Annotated in this window: 13 protein-coding genes and 5 pseudogenes; 7 read left to right on the forward strand and 11 right to left on the reverse strand. The window is 70.6% G+C overall.

The genetic code is table 11. The features are described from left to right. Positions 1 to 200: 200 nt before the first annotated feature. The 4 genes and pseudogenes from ABZ826_RS27590 to ABZ826_RS27605 all read right to left on the reverse strand — a co-directional run. Positions 201 to 2,420 carry an NADP-dependent isocitrate dehydrogenase gene (locus ABZ826_RS27590; protein WP_361453777.1) on the reverse strand — a complete coding sequence of 740 codons (2,220 nt, stop codon included), beginning with the start codon at positions 2,418 to 2,420 and terminating at the stop codon, positions 201 to 203. 114 nt (positions 2,421 to 2,534) lie between these two features. Next, the gene (locus tag ABZ826_RS27595; RefSeq protein ID WP_361453780.1) at positions 2,535 to 3,581 is read right to left on the reverse strand and encodes a glutathione S-transferase C-terminal domain-containing protein; all 1,047 of its coding nucleotides are present in this window, start codon (positions 3,579 to 3,581) and stop codon (positions 2,535 to 2,537) included. A 10-nt stretch (positions 3,582 to 3,591) separates the two neighbouring features. Continuing rightward, positions 3,592 to 5,109, reverse strand: a complete 1,518-nt coding sequence (locus ABZ826_RS27600) for an MFS transporter (RefSeq protein ID WP_361453783.1) — start codon at positions 5,107 to 5,109, stop codon at positions 3,592 to 3,594. A 392-nt stretch (positions 5,110 to 5,501) separates the two neighbouring features. Then, a pseudogene (locus tag ABZ826_RS27605) lies at positions 5,502 to 5,663 on the reverse strand (MFS transporter); the annotation flags it as partial. Positions 5,664 to 5,691: 28 nt separating this feature from the next. On the opposite strand from ABZ826_RS27605, the pseudogene ABZ826_RS27610 reads away from it, so the two are divergent. The 3 genes and pseudogenes from ABZ826_RS27610 to ABZ826_RS27620 all read left to right on the forward strand — a co-directional run. Continuing rightward, a pseudogene (locus ABZ826_RS27610) lies at positions 5,692 to 6,738 on the forward strand (uroporphyrinogen-III synthase); the annotation flags it as partial. Then, the gene (locus ABZ826_RS27615) at positions 6,735 to 7,520 is read left to right on the forward strand and encodes a CbiX/SirB N-terminal domain-containing protein (protein ID WP_361453786.1); all 786 of its coding nucleotides are present in this window, start codon (positions 6,735 to 6,737) and stop codon (positions 7,518 to 7,520) included. The pseudogene ABZ826_RS27610 and the gene ABZ826_RS27615, both read left to right, overlap by 4 nt. A 334-nt stretch (positions 7,521 to 7,854) precedes the next feature. After that, on the forward strand, positions 7,855 to 8,322 hold the full coding sequence (locus tag ABZ826_RS27620) for a universal stress protein (protein ID WP_361453789.1): 468 nt from the start codon (positions 7,855 to 7,857) through the stop codon (positions 8,320 to 8,322). A gap of 173 nt (positions 8,323 to 8,495) precedes the next feature. On the opposite strand, the gene ABZ826_RS27625 is transcribed toward ABZ826_RS27620, so the two are convergent. After that, the gene (locus ABZ826_RS27625) at positions 8,496 to 9,335 is read right to left on the reverse strand and encodes an alpha/beta hydrolase (protein ID WP_361453792.1); all 840 of its coding nucleotides are present in this window, start codon (positions 9,333 to 9,335) and stop codon (positions 8,496 to 8,498) included. A 188-nt stretch (positions 9,336 to 9,523) separates the two neighbouring features. After that, positions 9,524 to 9,790, reverse strand: a complete 267-nt coding sequence (locus ABZ826_RS27630; RefSeq protein ID WP_361453795.1) for a GlsB/YeaQ/YmgE family stress response membrane protein — start codon at positions 9,788 to 9,790, stop codon at positions 9,524 to 9,526. Between the two features lie 318 nt (positions 9,791 to 10,108). Between ABZ826_RS27630 and ABZ826_RS27635 the strand changes: the two genes are divergently transcribed. Next, positions 10,109 to 10,471, forward strand: a complete 363-nt coding sequence (locus tag ABZ826_RS27635) for a metalloregulator ArsR/SmtB family transcription factor (RefSeq protein WP_361453798.1) — start codon at positions 10,109 to 10,111, stop codon at positions 10,469 to 10,471. A 423-nt stretch (positions 10,472 to 10,894) separates the two neighbouring features. Then, complete coding sequence (locus ABZ826_RS27640) at positions 10,895 to 11,602, forward strand: transglycosylase SLT domain-containing protein (RefSeq protein WP_361453801.1); 708 nt, start codon at positions 10,895 to 10,897, stop codon at positions 11,600 to 11,602. Between the two features lie 60 nt (positions 11,603 to 11,662). On the opposite strand, the gene ABZ826_RS27645 is transcribed toward ABZ826_RS27640, so the two are convergent. The 3 genes and pseudogenes from ABZ826_RS27645 to ABZ826_RS27655 all read right to left on the reverse strand — a co-directional run. Beyond that, positions 11,663 to 12,499, reverse strand: coding sequence for an alpha/beta fold hydrolase (locus ABZ826_RS27645; RefSeq protein ID WP_361453804.1), 837 nt, complete (start codon positions 12,497 to 12,499; stop codon positions 11,663 to 11,665). Further along, complete coding sequence (locus tag ABZ826_RS27650; protein WP_361453807.1) at positions 12,496 to 13,089, reverse strand: WHG domain-containing protein; 594 nt, start codon at positions 13,087 to 13,089, stop codon at positions 12,496 to 12,498. The genes ABZ826_RS27645 and ABZ826_RS27650 overlap by 4 nt, the downstream gene beginning before the upstream one ends. Positions 13,090 to 13,411: 322 nt before the next feature. Continuing rightward, positions 13,412 to 13,970 (reverse strand): annotated as a pseudogene (locus ABZ826_RS27655) (histidine phosphatase family protein); the annotation flags it as partial. Between ABZ826_RS27655 and ABZ826_RS27660 the strand changes: the two are divergent. Both ABZ826_RS27660 and ABZ826_RS27665 read left to right on the forward strand, forming a co-directional pair. Further along, a pseudogene (locus ABZ826_RS27660) lies at positions 13,970 to 14,309 on the forward strand (FAD-dependent monooxygenase); the annotation flags it as partial. The pseudogenes ABZ826_RS27655 and ABZ826_RS27660 sit on opposite strands and share 1 nt — an antisense overlap. 876 nt (positions 14,310 to 15,185) lie before the next feature. Next, positions 15,186 to 15,524: pseudogene (locus ABZ826_RS27665) on the forward strand (S8 family serine peptidase); the annotation flags it as partial. A 461-nt stretch (positions 15,525 to 15,985) separates the two neighbouring features. Here the strand turns inward: ABZ826_RS27665 and ABZ826_RS27670 are convergent. Both ABZ826_RS27670 and ABZ826_RS27675 read right to left on the reverse strand, forming a co-directional pair. After that, the gene (locus ABZ826_RS27670) at positions 15,986 to 16,402 is read right to left on the reverse strand and encodes an ASCH domain-containing protein (protein WP_361453810.1); all 417 of its coding nucleotides are present in this window, start codon (positions 16,400 to 16,402) and stop codon (positions 15,986 to 15,988) included. Between the two features lie 232 nt (positions 16,403 to 16,634). Beyond that, positions 16,635 to 17,099, reverse strand: coding sequence for a sec-independent translocase (locus tag ABZ826_RS27675; protein WP_361453813.1), 465 nt, complete (start codon positions 17,097 to 17,099; stop codon positions 16,635 to 16,637). Positions 17,100 to 17,239: the final 140 nt, after the last annotated feature.

Below are 17,239 nucleotides of genomic sequence, written 5' to 3' on the forward strand. Positions count from 1 at the left end.
TCGAAAGCAGTTGATCCGGGTCAATCGAACCTACCGGCGGAACGGCTGCTCGTACGGGATTGCGCGGAGAACTTCCGGCACCGCCGAGCGCTCGCGGCGGCGGCCCGGCATCGAGGAACCGCCCCGGCCGGGCATGGTGCCGACCGGGGCGGGAGAGCTGAGGGGGCGGGCCTGGACGCGCCCCTTCCGCGGCTGTCGCGTCAGCCGATGGCGGCGATGGCCTGCGTGAACGTCGCCGACGGACGCATGACGGCCGCGGCCTTGGCCGGGTCGGGCTGGTAGTAGCCGCCGATGTCGGCCGGCGAGCCCTGGACCGCGATCAGCTCGTCGACGATGGTCTGCTCCTGCTCCTCCAGTGTCTTCGCGAGCGCGGCGAACGCCTGCGCGAGCTGCGCGTCGTCGGTCTGCCGCGCCAGCTCCTGGGCCCAGTAGAGGGACAGGTAGAAGTGGCTGCCGCGGTTGTCGATGCCACCCAGCTTGCGGCTCGGCGACCTGTCCTCGTTGAGGAAGGTGCCGGTCGCGCGGTCGAGGGTGTCCGCGAGGACCTGGGCACGCGCGTTGCCCGTGGTCGTGGCCAGGTGCTCGAAGCTGGCCGCGAGCGCGAAGAACTCACCGAGGCTGTCCCAGCGGAGGTAGTTCTCCTTGACAAGCTGCTGGACGTGCTTGGGTGCGGAGCCACCGGCACCGGTCTCGAACAGTCCGCCGCCGTTCATCAGCGGAACGACGGAGAGCATCTTCGCGCTCGTGCCCAGTTCGAGGATCGGGAACAGGTCGGTCAGGTAGTCACGCAGCACGTTGCCGGTCACCGAGATGGTGTCCTCGCCCCGGCGGATGCGCTCCAGCGAGAACGCGGTCGCCTTCTGCGGCGACATGATCTCGATCTGCAGACCGTCGGTGTCGTGCTCGGCGAGGTAGGTCTTGACCTTGGCGACGAGCTGCGTGTCGTGGGCGCGGTCCTCGTCGAGCCAGAAGACGGCCGGGGCGCCGGTGGCGCGGGCACGGGTGACGGCGAGCTTGACCCAGTCCCGGATCGGCAGGTCCTTGGTCTGGCACATGCGGAAGATGTCGCCCGCACCGACGACCTGCTCCAGCACGACGTCACCGTTGCCGTCGAGGACCCGCACCGTGCCCGTGGTGGGGATCTCGAAGGTCTTGTCGTGGCTGCCGTACTCCTCGGCCTTCTGCGCCATCAGGCCGACGTTCGGCACCGAGCCCATGGTCGACGGGTCGAAGGCGCCGTTGGCCTTGCAGTCGTCGATCACGACCTGGTAGACGCCCGCGTAGCTGCTGTCCGGCAGGACGGCAATCGTGTCGGCCTCCTTGCCGTCCGGGCCCCACATGTGGCCGGAGGTGCGGATCATGGCCGGCATGGACGCGTCGACGATGACGTCACTGGGAACGTGCAGGTTCGTGATGCCCTTGTCGGAGTCGACCATCGCCAGCGCCGGGCCGTCGGCGAGCTCGGCCTCGAAGGACGCCTTGATCGCGGCACCGTCGGGCAGCGCCTGGACGCCCTTGAGGATGCCGCCGAGCCCGTCGTTCGGGGTCAGGCCGGCCGCGGCGAGCGTGTCGCCGTACTCGGCGAAGGTCTTCGGGAAGAAGGCACGCACCACGTGCCCGAAGATGATCGGGTCGGAGACCTTCATCATCGTCGCCTTGAGGTGCACCGAGAACAGCACACCCTCGGCCTTGGCACGGGCGATCTGCGCGGTGAAGAACTCACGCAGGGCCGCGACGCGCATCACCGCCGCGTCGACGACCTCGCCGGCGAGCACCGGAACCGACTCGCGCAGAACGGTGGTGGTGCCGTCGTCCCCCGCGAGCTCGATGCGCAGCGAACCGGCCTCGGCGATGACCGTGGACTTCTCGGTGGAGCGGAAGTCGTCGACGCCCATGGTGGCGACGTCGGTCTTCGAATCGGCCGTCCAGGCGCCCATACGGTGCGGGTGCGTCTTGGCGTAGTTCTTGACCGAGGCGGGGGCGCGGCGGTCGGAGTTGCCCTCGCGCAGCACCGGGTTCACGGCGCTGCCCTTGACCTTGTCGTAGCGCGCGCGGACGTCCTTGTCCTCATCCGTCTGCGGATCGTCCGGGTAGTCCGGCAGTGCGTAACCCTGTGCCTGCAACTCCGCGACGGCAGCCTTCAGCTGCGGGATCGAAGCCGAGATGTTCGGCAGCTTGATGATGTTGGCCTCGGGCGTCTTGGCCAGGGCACCGAGCTCGGCGAGCGCGTCGTCGATGCGCTGGCTCTCCTGGAGGTACTCGGGGAAGACGGCGATGATGCGCCCGGCCAGCGAGATGTCGCGGCTCTCGACATTGACCCCGGCCGTCGAGGCGTACGCCTGGACCACGGGCAAGAACGAATAGGTCGCCAGGGCCGGAGCCTCGTCGGTGTGTGTGTAGATGATGGTCGAGTCAGTCACCCTGTGCTCCGCTCCACGTCTGCAACATTGCTTGACATCAAGATATCTCGTGATCGCCGGCGACTCGACAGGGCCCTGCCCCCTTGCCCGGCCGCGACCGCACGGGCTCCGGGTTCAGGGACGCCCCGACGGCGGGACCTGCTCCCCGGGCGACACCGGACCCGGCGGGGTGCCGTCGCCGAACGGGCGTCCGCCCAGCTCCTCCCGGTGGTGCGGGGTGAGCCAGCCCGACAGATCGGGGCCGACGGGCACGATGCCGGTGGGGTTGATGCCGGTGTGGACCCGGTAGTAGTGCTGCTTGATGTGATGGAAGTCGGCCGTGTCACCGAAACCGGGCGTCTGGTAGAGGTCCCTGGCGTACGCCCACAGAACGCGGTCCTCGGCCAGCTTCGAGCGGTTGCACTTGAAGTGTCCGTGGTAGACGGCGTCGAAGCGCACCAGGGTGGTGAACAGCCTGATGTCCGCCTCGGTGAGGGATTCGCCGAGGAGGTAGCGCCGGTCCGCGAGGCGTTCGGACACCTGGTCCAGGCGGCGGAACACGTCCTGGTACGCGGCCTCGTACTCGGACTGTTCCGCCGCGAACCCCGCGCGGTACACGCCGTTGTTCACATCGCGGTAGATGCCCTCCATGACCTCGTCGATCTCGTCACGCAGGCGTTCGGGATACAGGTCGGGCGCGCCCTGCCGGTGCAGCGCGGTCCATTCGGTCGCGAAGTCCAGCGTGATCTGCTGGTAGTCGTTGGTCACGAGCCTGCCGCTGGGTACGTCGACGATCGCGGGAACGCTGACCCCGCCGGGGTAGTCCGGCTCCCGGGCGTCGTACGCCTCGCTCAGGTATGTGATGCCGAGCACCGGATCCCGGCCGCCCTCGTCCAGGGTGAAGCGCCAGCTGCGGTCGTCCTGGATCGGATCGGCGATGGCCAGGGAGACGGCTCCCTCCAGCCCGAGGAGCCGACGCGACACCAGGGCACGGCTCGCCCACGGGCAGGCGCGGCTGACGACCAGCCGGTAGCGCCCGGCCTCGACGGGCCAGCCGTCCCGGCCGTCGGCGGTGATGCGGTCGGCGAAGTGGCTCCTGGACCGCTTGAATGCCTTGTGCCCGTAGGCCGCGTTGCCGTCGGCGCCCGAACCGGTGGCCGTACTGGTCTCGCTCCGCTTCATGGTGTTCTCCCTACGTTGGCGTTCTCCCCGCGGACGGTCTGCGGGCGGACCTGTGGACACGCATCCGGCTGCGGCGCTCTCCGTGCACATCCGCCAGCCCGATGATCAGGGCGACGACGACGAAGGCGACCGCGATAACGAGTCCGTGGTCGTACGCGATGGCCCACCCGTCCCCGCCCACTTGCGCGAAGAACATCGAACCGACCGCGGCGATCCCGATCGCCGAACCGACGCGCTGGGCGGTCTGGAGGGCTCCGCCGGCGCTGCCCGCACCCGCCACCGGAACTTCGGACAGGGTCAGTGTCTGGTTCGGGGCGATGACCAGGCCGCTGCCGAGACCCGCCAGCAGCAGCGGGGCCGCCATCGCCCACCCCACGCCCCGGCCGGGCACGAGGTGCGCGGCGAGCGCGGTGACCGCCAGCCCGAAGGCCACCGTCGCGAGCCCCGCGACGACGAGAGGCCGCCCGAACCGGCCGACGAGCCGGCCGCCGGGGCTTGCCGCGACCGCCGCGCCCACGGCGAAGGGGGTGATGGCGAGTCCCGCCTGCAGGGCGGAGTAGTGCAGGCCGCTCTGCAGGTAGAGCGTGGTGATGAAGAAGATCGAGGTGAATCCGGCGAAGTACAGCAGGATCAGCAGACAGCCCAGCCAGTAGGAGCGGACCCGGAACAGCGACAGGTCCACGACGGGCTGCGTGCCGCGCCTGCCGCACCAGGACTCCCACCCGACGAAGGCGGCGAGCAGCACAACGGCGCCCACGAGCAGCAGCCACTTCCGGTCTCCGGGCCACTGCTGCGACTGGACGAAGGGCAGCAGCAGAGCGAGCACACCCGTGCCGAGCAGGAGCACTCCGAGCGGGTCGAGGTCGCGCAGGCGTACCCGTCCGGCCGCGGGGGTGTCCGGGAGCAGGCGCCGGGCCAGCAGCAGGCAGGTGGCGCCGAGCGGCAGGTTGACGTAGAACACCCAGCGCCACCCCTCCCCGGCACCGGCCGCCTGGATCAGCAGCCCTCCCGACAGCGGGCCGACGGCGGTGGAGACACCGACCACCGTGCCGAACATGCCGAAGGCCCGGCCGCGCTCGTCACCGGAGAACATCTGCTGGATCAATGCCGAGATCTGGGGTGAGATCAAGCCCCCGGCGAGGCCCTGGACGAGCCGGGCGACCACCAGCCACAGGCTGGACTGCGCGACTCCGCAGGCCGCCGACGCCAGGGTGAACAGCGCCAGCCCGATCATGAACACCTCGCGGCGTCCGCGCGCGTCACCGAGCCGTCCTGCGGGGATGAGGAACAGGCCGAAGGCGAGGGAGTAGCCGGAGAGCACCCATTGCAGGTCGGACTCCGGCGTGTGGAGCCCCTCCCGGATCGACGGCAGGGCGACATTGACGATGGATACGTCGAGCAGGGTCATGAACCCGGCGATCAGACACACCGCGAGCGCCTGCCAGCGGCGTGGGTCCGGAGTACGAGGGCCCGAGGCGGGAGGGTCGTCCCACCCCGCAGCACCCCAGTGACCTGCGCTCTCTGCCATGGCTCGCACCCTAGGACCATGCGCCCCGATACTCATCCCGGCAGGGCCGCGGCAGCGGCTTTTCCGGCGTCCGTTCCAGCGGACGGAGGGCACAGGTCACGGCCGTGCCCCTGGGAAGAGAGGACACGGCCGAGGCGGTCCGCCAAGGCCCCTTGGACGGCGGCGTCCGGGAACGGGCCGTCCGGTCGCGGCTGCTCACAGCGGCGGCGCGGCCGCGTTCCTCGGTGCGCGGCGGACGGCTGGGCGCGACGACACCGGCCCTGAGCACCGTCCAGTCACACCCCCGGCAGGCGGTGTGCGGACCGCCACAGATAGACGGCCCGGGTCGCCGCCAGGCAGAGGCCGTAGTACCCGAGGAACGCCAGATACGCGGCCTGGCCGTTCCGTGTCATCGCGCCGCGTTCGTTGCGCGCGTCGGCGAGGTTGTCCATCCGCAACGCCGCGCCGAGTGCCGCCAGCACGATCAGCGGCACATAGACCAGCACCAGCAGCCGCGGGTGTCCGGCGCCGGCGACGGCCAGCACCAGCAGGGCGAGCAGCTGCACCGTCGGCACCGCCGCGCGCCGCCGGGAAGAGCTCGTCGCGCTGCTGCGTCGACGCGGTGCCAGGGTGGTCGAGGCACCGGCTCTGCGGATCCTCCCTCTGGAGGACGACGCGGCGCTGCGCCGGGCCACCGCGCGGTGCCTGAACGCGCCGCTCGACTACGTGGTGGCGACCACCGGGGTCGGCTGGCGCGGCTGGCTGAGTGCGGCCGACGGCTGAGGGTTCGGCGGGTGGCTGGCCGAGGTCTGCCGGGACGCGGTGGTGCTCACCCGTGGCCCGAAGGCGACCGGCGCGGTGCGCGCCGGAGGCCTGAGCGAGACCTTCTCCCCCGTCACCGAGGCCACCGACGAGCTGCTGACCTGGCTGCTCGCGCGCGATCTGCCCGGCAGGCGGATCGCCGTACAGGAGCACGGGGTCCCGCTGGACGCGTTCACCGCCGCGCTGAGCGAGCGAGGAGCCGAGGTGATCCCGATTCCGGTCTACCGCTGGGGTCCGCCCGACGATCCGTCGGCGTTGCGCCGCCCGGTCGAGCAGACGGTCCGCCGCGAACGGCACGCGCTCACCTTCACCCGTGCGCCCGCGATCACCGCATTCCTCGCCAGTGCGGACGAACTCGGTCTCCATGACGAGGTGTTGGGCGCGCTTCGGGAGGATGTGCTCCCGGTCTGCGTCGGTCCGGTCTGTGCCCGGCCACTGGAGGAAGCCGGAATCTGCGTGCTCTGCCCCGAGCGGGGCCGGCTCGGCGCCATGGTGCGGACCGTCGAGACGGCTCTGCCCGCCCGTGGCAGACGTGAAGTCCGCTCCGGCGCAAGCACATTGGTGCTTCAGGGAAACGCCGTGCTGATCGACGGCGAGTCGGCCGTTCAGCTCCCTCCGCTGCTCGCGGCGGTGTTGCGCGCGCCGGCCGAGCGGCCGGGGCGCGTACTCAGCCGGACCGAACTGCTGAGCCGTGTCTGGCTCACCGGCCAGGCCGACCAGCACGCGGTGGAGGCGGCCGTCGCCCGGTTGCGCGCGGCGCTGGGCGGGCACGCCCCGCTGGTGCGTACGGTGCCCAAGCGCGGATACGGTCTGGAGGCGGCGATATGACGGACGGGCCCACAGCCCCCACCCTGCTGGCCGTCGCCCACGGCACCCAGGACTCGGCAGGCATCGCCACCTACCGCGCCCTGCTCGACGAGATCCGCGCCCAGCGGCCCGACCTGACGGCCCGCCTCGCCTTCCTCGGCCTCGCCCCGCCGACGCCTGCCCAGGTGCTGGCCGACCTGCGCGGCCCGGTGGTTCTGGTTCCGCTGCTGCTCAGCACGGGCCATCACATCCGGGGCGACCTCCCCGCCGTACGGGCTGCCTCCCCGCACCTGGACATCCGGGTGGCCGCGGCGCTCGGTCCCGACCCGCTGCTCGCCGCGGCGCTCGGCGACCGACTCGCCGAAGCGGGCTGGTCCCCGGCACGATCGGGCTCGGATGCCGTCGTGCTCACGGCCGCCGGGTCCACCGATCCGGACGCCGTCGCGGACACCGTGCTGATGGCCGACCTGCTCAGGCAGCGGCTCGGATACCGGGTCATCCCCGCTTACCTGTCCGGGAATTCGCCGACGCCGGCCTACGCGGTGGGAGCCCTGCGCGCTGCGGGCCACCGGCGGGTGGCGGTCGCCCGCTATCTGATGGCTCCCGGCCACTTCGCCCGTCGGGCACGGGGAGCCGGCGCCTGTCTCACCTCCGGCCCGCTCGGCGAACACCCCGATGTGGCGCGGCTGGTCCTGAAACGCTTCGACGAAGTGTCCGGGTGCGCGGTGCGTCCTCGTGACGGAGCGGCCCCGGCCGGCCGCGAAGCCCGGGACGTCTCGACAGGTCCCCGTGCACGGCGCTGACCGATGGGTCTCCGGGCCGGACCGATGATCCCCCGGTCCGTCCGTTCGGCCGAGAGCTCCGGCCCCGGCAAGCCCGCCCCGTGGGTTCGGCATCACCGCGTGCCTTCCGGGCTGAGCGGCTCGGCGGTTCCACGATCACGGCTCGCGCCGGTACCGGAGACCGCGCTGAGCCGACCACCGGGTGCGCGGGCAGGTGCACGGGCGGCTGTACACGTACGGCCCGGCTGGGCTCGTACAACAAGCAGGTGGATGCCGTGCCCGCCGACCGCGCCTGCTGTCCGGATGGCCACCTCTGTGGCACGGTGAATGACGCTGCCGACCATCGGAGGCCGACGTGACCGTGCTCATCTGGATCGACGAGGGCACCTGGCGGGCCACGGTGGACGCCGCCCGCACCCACGTCCTGACCGGAGACGCGATCACCCTGCTGCACGTCACCGGCGACGACGTCGCCGAAGCGGCCCACGGCGCATTCGTCGGTCTGCTCGGCCGAGGCCACGCCGAGCGCGACCCCGGCGACCGGGTGGCGGCCCTGTCCGCGAGCGCCGCCGCCGCGCTCCTGGACGCGGCTGCCGAGCGTCTCGGCCGGCCCGCGACACGGCTCCGGGCCCACGGCCGTATCGAAAGGGAAGTCGTCCGCGCCGCCGAGGGTGCCGAGTTGCTCGTCTGCGCCCGCGACGGCGACCGCCGTCCGGGGCCTCGCAGCCTGGGACCCGCGACACGCTTCGTCGTCGACCACGCCTCCTGTCCCGTCCTGCTGGTCTGGCCCGACGTGCCGCCACCGCACCCGCCGTCCCATTGACAACTCGGCCTCGCAGGGCACTCGGACCCACCGCCCGTGCCCGTGGACCGATCGACGGACTGTCCGCTGCGAGCGGGGCCGGCGACACGGACACATCCGGTCACCCACTCCGATCCGGAAGTGGCCCGAAGTCGCACAACTCCGGCCCCCGGAACCGAAGATGCGGCAGTCACCTATCCAAGGAACGCCGCGGCGGTGGCCACGAACCAATCGGGATCGTCGAGCCACGGAAAGTGGCCGGCTCCGGGCTGAACGACGAACTCCGCGTCCGGGAAGAGCCCGGCGAATTCGGCCATCACACGCGGCGGGGCGCCCAGGTCCACTTCCCCGGCGAGCAGCAGCACCGGCGCCGCGAACCGTGCGAGAGCCGCGCGTGTGGCATCCGGGTCGAAAGCCCCTTCGGCGCCGAAGACGGCCGCGGCTTCCGCGTTCTTCTGTTCGTCCTCTGCGGCCTGATGGGCTCGGGACGCCTCGTCCCATCGCCCGTAGAAGAACGGCGCGACGGCCCGCCAGCGGTCGTCCGTCGCCTGGCCTGCGACGATCGCCTCCAGGGCCTCGAACGCCGGCCCGAACCACGGCTGGTCCTGCCTGAGCCGCGCGGTCTCGCGCCGGATGTCTCCGGTGATCGCGACGCCGACGGCCCGGGTACTCGGTGTGATCAATGCGAGCTTGCCGACGCGCTCCGGGTGGCGGCCCACGTACAACGCCGCCAGATTCGCACCCGCGGAGTGTCCGATCAGATCCATCGTTTCGAGGCCGAGGTGCTCGCGCAGGGCGTCCACGTCATCGACGAGTCGGTCGCAACGGCAGGAGGCGGAGTCCTCCGGAATCGCGGACTCGCCGGTGCCCCGGAGGTCCAGCATGACCAGCTGCCGGTGGGCCGAAAGGCCGCCGAGTTCCCCGAGGTACTGGGACGCCTGCATGGGCCCTCCGGGCAGGCAGACCACAGGAGCGCCGTTTCCATACACGTGGTACGCAAGTGTGGTTCCGTCATGGGCGGCGAGGGTAGGCATGGCGAGGAGCCTGCCAGCGGCTTTCGTATCGGGCAACCGGGTTTCCGTCGTGCTCGCAGGGCCCGGACGCGCCGACCTCGGCGCGTCACGCGTGACCCGGCCCCACGCTCCCTTGAGCCCCTCCGGCTTTCCACGGCAATGAACGGAGAGCGGCAAGGGGCGAAGGAGTTCCGACGGTCCCGGCCTCGTCAGTCCCGTGAGTTGCCGAAGAGGATGCGGTAGCCGACGAGCAGGACGAGGGAGCCGCCGATCGCCGCACCCCACGTGGTCAGGTCGAAGAAGTGGTTCTCCACGGGCCGGTCGAGAAAGCGCGCCGAGAGCCAGCCGCCGACGAAGGCGCCCGCGATGCCGATGAGGGTGGTCCCGATCAGACCGCCGGGATCGCGCCCGGGGAGCAGGACCTTGGCGATGACTCCGGCGACAAGCCCGAGGATGATCCAGCCGATGATGCCCATGTTCGTCGTTCCTGTCGTCGGGCCGTACCCAGGAGAGGCGGTCCCGGGCCGGCAATGTGTTGCTTGGTTGCGCAACTGTACAGATGAGGACGCGGAGCGGGCTGTGCCGGTTGCGCAACGGACATCCCTGCGTCAGGACTCTCAAGGCGCGGCCGGAGTACCGGAGTTCCCTCGGGCCGCGCGCACCACGGGCCGTCGGCGGTGCGGGACGGCGAACCGGGCCATCGGCGTCGGCGGCCGGCTTCGCCCGGGGCTCCCGAGGGCGGCCTAGACTGGGGAGGTTCACAAGCGATCCTGCGGAGATGGGAGTGACTGGCGGTGGCGACAGGCGTCGACAGCTTCGAGGACCCGTCCGCCGAGGTACTCGCGGAGGCGGCCGCGGCGTTCGGGCTGCTGGCCTCCTCGGCGCGGCTGCACATCATGTGGGCACTGGCCCAGGGCGAGTGCGACGTGACCGGGCTCGCGGAGCGGGTGGGTGGTGCGCTGCCCGCCGTCAGCCAGCACCTGACGAAGCTGAAGCTCGCGGGACTCGTACGCTCGCGTCGCGAGGGCCGACGGATGGTCTATTTCGTGGACGACCCGGACGTCGTGACCGTGGTGCGGCTGATGGTCCGTCAATTGGCGGCGCGTGCCGATGTCACAACCGAGCCGGTACGCGGGCGTCGCGGGATCGGCGCCTGAGATCTCCGAGGTCGAGGGCCCACCTGTCCGGTACCGACCCCGCCACCGACCGCCCCGATCCGCGGCGGCGCGTCGGTCGGCGGGGGCCGTAGGACCCGACTCCGCTTCAGGTGCTTGTGGTATGCCGGACAACGGCCGGCGCCCGCTCGCGGGCGTGTGATCCGGTGCGCGCCCGATCGCGTTCGTCGCGTACGCGCGGCCCGCCGGGCGGACCGTGGCGCGGGCTCCCGCCCTCGCCGGGCGGCGCGCTTGCGTATTGCATGAATGGCTTGCGCAGGGCGGAGCGACACCGGAGAACCACCGCGCTCCCCCGGGTGGGCGGCACTGCGCCGAACCGCCGCCGTGGCGCTGCCGTGCGCCGAAACCGGTTGAACTCCGTAGGCTGTGGGGAACACAGGTGGCGCACGGGAGAGGCAGCAAACGGTGACAGACTCCGGGGCGCGTCGACGATGGCTCGGGGTGCTGGTGCTGGTGCTCGCGGCGTGGTTCCTGGTGCGCTGCGGTCATGCCTCCCAGCCCGCGGACAGTCCGCGAACCACCCCGGCCGGCGGGCCACCGGGCGCGACCGCCGCTGCCTCACCGAGCACTCCGGGCACTCCGGCACCCGTCGGGAGCAGCCCGGACGCGCCCCTGCCCGGGGCCTACGATCCGGCGTTCTACGCACCGCAGGTACGCACCCACGCAACCCGAGCGGGAGTCGATCCGAAGTTGTTGATGGCGATCCTCTACAACGAGTCGTACAAGCCGCACGACCCGGAGTTGGAACGTGCCTGGCAGCGTTACAAGCCGGACGCCTCCTTCGGTATCGCGAACATGCACCGTGCCGCCTTCGACGAGACCAAGCGGCGACATGGATTCGCGAATCGCCGGTGGGAGGAACTGCCCGACGACCGGAACCTGGCAATCGAGGCGGCTGCCTGGCATCTGCACGACCTGGCCGCGCAATTGCCGACCCACTGGCCGGGGACGTACACGAAGGACGAACTGCTGGCTCTGGGCTACAACACCGGGTCGCGCAACATGCTGGCATTCGCCCGCGGCGCACACCCGGGCAGTCAGGCGCAGTCCTACCTGGACCGGCTGCACGCCAACTGGGCCAGGGCCGGGAAATCCGTATCCGCTCGGCCGTAGCGAAATCGGCACGGCACGGCATCGAGGCAGGCGGGCCAGGCCTGATCCGAACGCGAAACGCTAGGCCCGGAAGACCTTCCGAAGAAGTTCGCCGAACTGGACGGGATGCGTGGTCAGGCCGATGTGCCCGCCAGGGAAGTGCTGGAGTTCTGCGCCGAGACGCTCGGCCAGGAATGCGGCAGTACGGTAGGGCAGCTCACCTCGTGAGTCCTGGCCGCAGGCGAGCACGAGCTGGTCCGACAGCGCCTGCAGCCGGTGGATGTCGGGGGCGTAGGACATGAAACTGGGCACGATGCGCTCGACGAAGTACGGCAGGTTGGCCATCGTCCGCTCCGCCCGCGCGGCTGCTAGTGGCGGAAGCTTGATGTCGGCCTTCGGCTCGGTGGTGTCACCGGCCTTCTTCAGGCCCTCGGCGAACGCGGCCATCGCCGGGACGAGCCCCTGAGTACGGAACGTTTCCTGCACGCGCGCGATGAGCGCGCGATGTTCGGCGGCGTCCGGCAGGACCTCCACTGCCGGCGGTTCGTGCGCCACGACGCGTTCGAGGCGTCGGGGATAAGTGGTGAGCAGGTGCAGGGCGACGATCGCCCCCGAGCTGGCGCCGAATACCCGGGCGGGCTCACCGTGTGACAACAGTTCGAGCAAGCGGAACGCGTCGTCGGCGTGCTCGGCCACTCTCTGCTCGGCCTCGGGGTCGTCCAGGGTGCTGCGGGACATGCCGCGTGGGTCGTAGGTCGCGACGGTGTATTCGGCGGCCAGGTCGTCGGCGACGCCGTCGAAAGAGGCCGCGCCACCCGTCCCGCCGGGGATCAGCAGCAGGAGCGGGCCCTGGCCGCGCACTTCGTAGTGCAGGGTCGCGCCGTTCACGCGCAGGCTGCCGATGGTCGGGGCGGTCATGGGGAGTCTCCTTCTCGGGATGGGGGCCAGTGCTCCAGGAGGGTGTGCAGGGCGTCGAGGGCGCGGACCCAGGAGTGCTGCGGTGAACGCTCGTGCGCGAACCCGCCCGCGGCCTCCAGGGCGACGAACCCGTGGAACGTGCTGCGCAGCAACCGGACCGCGTCGGTCAGGTCGGGCTCGGCCAGTCTGTAGCCGCGCAGCATGCCGTAGGTCAGCTCGATCGCACGCCGTGGGCCGGGTGCCTCTGCGGCCAGCTCGGGGTCGATCCGAACCGGGGTCTGCGTCGCCATGTAGCGGCCGGGATGCTGGTGGGCGTACTCCCGCCAGGCGTTCGCGAACGCGACCAGCGCGTCCTTGCCCGCCCGTCCGGCGGTCGCCTCCGCGATAAGAATGGTCTTCTCGTCCGCCGCCAGCAGTGCGATCCGTCCGCGCAGGTCCTCCAGGCTGCGGACGTGCGTGTAGAGGCTCGCGTCCTTCACGCCGAGCTGCCGCGCCACCTGCGACATGGTCACCTGGTCGAGCCCGACCTCATCCGCCAAGTCGGCGCCCGCGATTGTCACCCGCTCCGCCGTCAGCCCGGCCCGTGCCATGCACCCTCCCCGCTTTCCTAGGGATCCTAGTTATAACCTAGGAACTCTAGGAAAGCCAAGGACCTTCACCCAGGTGCCGCTGTTGCGGGTGACGGGAAATCAGAACGGGCCAACAGCACCTGTGCGTACGAATGCCCGCTGACCGCAGCGGTGGACAACGGGTCGAGCGGCAGGTTGATGGCGCCGGTGCCGACGTCCCTCCGGCCCCGCCGCCGGCCTCCCCACTGCGGCCCTCTGCCGGAAAGCGACGGCTCGATCCACGTCCACCGCGCGTCGGCGGACGGCACACCGAACCGACGACCGGACGACGCAACCAATCGACTCAGATGTGCAACTCGGGAGGGAAGCCGGTCCAGCGCAGCTCGGCGGGCAGATGCCGCATGTCGTTAGAGCACGGAAGCGGGGCGGCCGGGCGCGTAGCGGATGACCGTCAGCGCCGCGTTGCCGTGGTTGAGTCCGAGCCAGCGCCACTTCGGCGCGTACATGACATCCCGGACGAGCCAGGCGACTAGGAAGTTGTGGGTGACAACCAGTTCGTGCCGGTCCAGTTCACCGTCCACCGGCCGGGTGAACAAGTCCAGTGCCTGGCGGGCCAGCGCTGGTCCGCGCTTCCGCTCCTCGACTGTCGCACCGTCGAGAAAGCGGAGAAAGTAGTCTGCGGACTCCGCCGGAAGCTCTTGCCTTGTCGGCAGGTAGGGGACGTAGTCACCGGCGACTTCCGAGACGTGCAGAGGAGCGTTCTTCAGTTGCTCCCCGATCAGACATGCGGTCTGCTCCGCCCGGGGCAGCGGGCCGTGATGGACAGCCGCGAGGGGAATACCCCGGAGGCGCTGGCCGAGCAGGACGGCCTGCCGACGGCCGTTCTCCGTCAGGCCGCTCTCTCGCCGACGCCGACGGCCCGCTCGCGCCCCGGCCGATCGTCGCCCTGCCCGGAGGCCACCGCTGGGAGCGCGTGCCCGGCGTGACCCTGCTGGGCGACGCCGCGCACCTGATGTCGCCCTTCGCCGGCGAAGGCGCCAACAACGCCATGCAGGACGCCCACGAGCTCGCCCGCGCCCTCCTGGACCACCCCGGCGACGCAGAAGGGGCCCTCGCCCGCTACGAGGAAGCCATGTTCCCCCGCGCCGAGGCCGCCCGCCGCCGACTCCGCGGCGAGCCTCGTCACCTGCTTCGCCCACGACGCCCCCGCGGACCTCGTCGCACAGTTCACCGCCCTCTGACCGCCTGCGCGCCGTAACGGAAGGGCCCACCATGGACACCGCCATCATCGAACTCCCGCCGAGCGGCCACCCAGGCTCCGAACAGACCGTGCAGGAAAGCGCGAGGGCCCCGAGGTACTCGTCCTGCACGGAGCCGCCGGCCCCGTCGGCATGTACAGCCTGTCCGAGCGCCTCGCGCCCGTGCCGCCGCGTCATCGCACCGGTCCACCCCGGCCGGGAGTCCTCATATTCGGGCCTCCACCTCGATGGGCTTCAGCAGCAGCGCGAACCCGGTCGGCTCATGGAGGGACGCGGGAGGGCCGAAGCCCTGGACATGTCAACGCCGGTCGAACCACGTGATCGTCACGTCGTTGTCGAACGAGGTGCGGTCGGTGACCTTGAAGAGAGTGGGGTCGAACTCCCCGTTGAAGACCGGGATTCCTGATCCGGCGCCGCAGGCGGGCGCCCGGGTCTACGAGCGCCTCCAGCCGGATGAGGCGACGATCGCACGGCAGCGGGGACACTGCCGGGGGTGTTCTCGGAGGCCGAGCGCGAACAACTCGTCGAGGCTGCGGTCGAACGCATCGTGACGTTGTAGCCATCGCGCGAGAACTGCCCTGCTCGCCGTGTGGACGGGGCGTTCAGCCGGCGAGCGGGACCGTGCCGACACCAGGGGCCGCCGCATGCCCCGGTCATACCCGGGTCGGCCTGACCGGCTCGAACGTGGCCGTACCCGTCCATGCCCGGTCGGGGGCGGCGAACGAATACCGCGCGCAGCCGTAGCGATCACTGCAACCCCGCCGCCCCCGCGACGGGGTTTCACGGTCGGGTCCTTGTGCCTGCCCTCGCGTTCGGCTCACTGCCGCCCCCGATGCTCCCGGGTGACGCCATCACACCGGAGGCGACTCCCCCCTCTACCAGCCCCCGGCCGCGCCGGCCACCAGTGGTCTGATCCTCGGCACGATGCCAGGCGGCACGTGGGCCTACAAGGCGGGCACGTCGATGGCGTCCCCGCACGTCGCGGGGGTGGCCGCCCTCATCAAGTCGACGCACCCGCACGGCACCGCCGGCCAGGTGAAGACCCTGCTGTACTCCGAGGCCGACGCCACGCCGTGCACGGATCCGTACGACATCGACTCCGACGGCAAGATCGACGCCGTGTGCAAGGGGCCGAAGAACCACAACGGATTCTGCGGGCGGGGGATCGTGAACGCGTTGAACGCTGTGACGAAGTAAGCGGCCTCCGCGCGCAAGGGGCCGGGCCGTCGACTCTGTTGGTCAAGGTCGGACCCTTCGTGAGGCCGGTCACCGTCAGGCGGCGGGCCTCAGTGTTTCGAAGCGGGAGCTGCGGGTGCCGATGCGCGGTGTTCCGCTGGTCCAGGCTTCGAGCCGAGCGAGGTTCATCACCGCAGCGGTGAACTTCTGAAGATGAGTTCGGGCCGGCTTCGGTGGCGAGACCGGCGCAGGCCGTAGGCGCGAACTCCTTGGGAGACAGTGGCCTCGATACTGTTGCGCCGCTGATTGCGGTCACGCCATTCGTGAATTTCCTGGGCGGCGCGGTTCTGACGGATCGCGTCGGATGCGGTGCATCGCGAGGCGGAGGGACGTCCGCATACTGGATGTACGCGGACGTTCCGACAACGCGCAGAGGTGCCGTAGCTGTCGTCGCGCGCCCGCCAGGGATTACGGCACAGCCCTCAGGCGGACTCGACCACTCGGAAACGTTCGGCAACGACGAGAGTGCCATCGTCGATGACGGGGGTACGGCCCAGGAACTCGCTCACGCCCTCGCTCTGGAAGAACTCTTCGTGGGCTGCCCGCCATTGCGCGACGTCGGAGTAGCCGCGCCCCTCGGCTCGCGCGAATTCGTCGTCGATCTCCTTCATGGGAAGGACGCGTACGTCGACGAGCTCGATCGTGACCGCCGGACGACCCTCGGAATCGAGCACCGAGTACCACTGACCGGTCTGCGGCACCGCCTCCCCGGCGTGCTCGAAGATCGCCAAGAGGCCCGTGAGCGCGGTCTTCCGACCGCTCAGGATCGCTGCCACTCCACGGTCACGTTCCGGTCCGGGAAAGGCGAGTTCAAGGCTCGGAAGGTCGTCATGTCCCATCGGAAGATGGTACGAAGCCCGGTCGCGTCGATCAATGGCATCGCCCCGCGTACGAACTGACCTCGGGGTGGTGTGGACTGGCTCGGAAGCGCGAGGCGGAGGAGGGAGTCGGATGGGGTCTCCCCTGCTCAAACGGAGCCGAGAGCTCGGGGAAGGGGTCATGGCGACCGACGGCAACGCGGTGCGGCGGTGCCGGGGTACGCGAGCCCGGCGTGATCCGCGCGAGCGGGCCTCAGGTCGCATCGGCGTCGAACGGTGTCCGTGCGGGCGCCGTCGTGCCCCCGTCCTTGTTGAAGGACACGGCGCCCGGCGCTCTTGCCGGCGCGGCAGAGCCCGACAGCGAACTCTCCGCGGCCTCACCATCGGCTGCGCCGCGGATAGCGTCGGCGACATCCGTCAGTTCCTGCCTGGGGTCGAGAGCGCTGCGGAGTTCGTCGATTCCGAGGCCGTCGCCGTCACCGCTCAGGACGTGCTTGCGCACGAACGTCTTCGGGTGGAGATCCTCGAACTCGAAGTCCTGGAATTCTGGACCGAGTTCGGAACGGATCTCCTGCTTCGCGTTCTCGGAGAACTGCCGGAACTTACGGATGAAGCCCGTCACGTTCTGGATGAGCTCCGGCAGCTTGTCCGGGCCGAAGAGAAGGGTGGCAAGACAAACGAGTGTGATCAGTTCCAGCGGACCCACGTCAGAGAACACTGTGCCGCTCCTTGAGCCGCCGCCACCCGGACGCTCCGGGCGCTGATCGGCAGGCTGGTCGCATTTCTACAGATGGAAAGTTGCGGAACGCTGCGGTCGTCGGCATCGGTCCATTGCCGAAATCGACACCCGGCGGCCCG

Origin of the sequence: Streptomyces sp. NPDC047515 (assembly GCF_040643055.1) — a bacterium.
Lineage (GTDB): Bacteria > Actinomycetota > Actinomycetes > Streptomycetales > Streptomycetaceae > Streptomyces.